2 protein-coding genes are annotated in these 1,056 nt (G+C 76.6%); both read left to right on the forward strand.

What is annotated here, in order from left to right; genetic code table 11:
- A partial coding sequence (locus ABZ281_RS50395; protein ID WP_356665658.1) for a hypothetical protein occupies window positions 1-181 on the forward strand: 181 nt, incomplete at its 5' end.
- Window positions 169-1,005, forward strand: coding sequence for a hypothetical protein (locus ABZ281_RS50400; protein WP_356665660.1), 837 nt, complete (start codon window positions 169-171; stop codon window positions 1,003-1,005). The genes ABZ281_RS50395 and ABZ281_RS50400, both read left to right, overlap by 13 nt.
- Window positions 1,006-1,056: the final 51 nt, after the last annotated feature.

Below are 1,056 nucleotides of genomic sequence, written 5' to 3' on the forward strand. Positions count from 1 at the left end.
CTGCGAGGGCAAGGGCCCCTTCCGCTGGGCCGCCCTGTCCGGCGAGGCCTCCGACATCGCCAAGGCGGCTGGCCTGCTTGCTGATGATGGGCAGCAGGGACGCCCGACCACACGCAGGCGCGAGTCGACGCGCTCCGCGCCGTCGGCGCACGCCGGTCTGTGGAGGACGTGTCCCGGCTGATCGCCCTGCTGACGAAGCCCCCGCGCGACGCCGACTGCGCCGACGAGGCGATCCGGGCCGCGGCCGCCCACCGGCCGGTGGAGGAAGTGACCCGGCTGGTGACCCTGCTGCACAAGGAGCCGCAGGAGCCCCACGTCCGCGAGGAGGCGCTCCGCGCGGCCGCCACGGGCCGGTCCGTCGGAGAGCTGGTCGAGCTGATCGACCGCCTCGGCCTGGAGCGACTGGACCGCGACGGCCGTCGCGCGAAGGGGACGTCGCGTCCCGAGGGCGAGACCGCGAAGCCCGAGGTGGCCGGCCGCCCCGGCAAGCGCCGCGCGGCCCGCCCGGGTTCGGTCCGTCACAACCACCGCGCCCTCGACGACTCACCTCCGGACCGCGCGCCGGCGACGGACCGGTACGCCCGGTCCGTGTCCTGGTCGGGTTGGCTCGCCGCCCTGGCCCTCGCCGTGTGCGCGGTGGTCCACTTCCCGCTGCAACGCGGCGACGCGTCCCTGCGTCTGCACGCGTTCGCCCTCGGCCTGTCGGTGCTGTGCACGGTGCTGGCCCTGCTGCTGGCGCTGCGCCCCGTGGCGCTGGTGCTGGCCGGGGCGGTGCTGGTGCCCACGGTGCTGGCCGGGGCCCAGGCATACGGCAGTTCCCTCCCGTCGCCGTCCCTGTCCCGGGCCGTCGACCTGGCGCTCGCCCCGCCGTGGCTGGCCGCCGGAGTGGCCGGGTGTGCGGCTCTGCTGGCCCTCGTCGCCCTGGCCTTCCGGGTGCTGGCGCCCATAGCCGCCAGGCAGTGGGAGGCCGCACCCGCGTCCGAGGCACGGGGCATGGCGGAGTAGGGCCTGGAGGGTTCCGCCGGACCGGACCGGATCGAGCCGCTGTCGTCGGCC

The organism is Streptomyces sp. NPDC006265, from assembly GCF_040613555.1.
Lineage (GTDB): Bacteria > Actinomycetota > Actinomycetes > Streptomycetales > Streptomycetaceae > Streptomyces.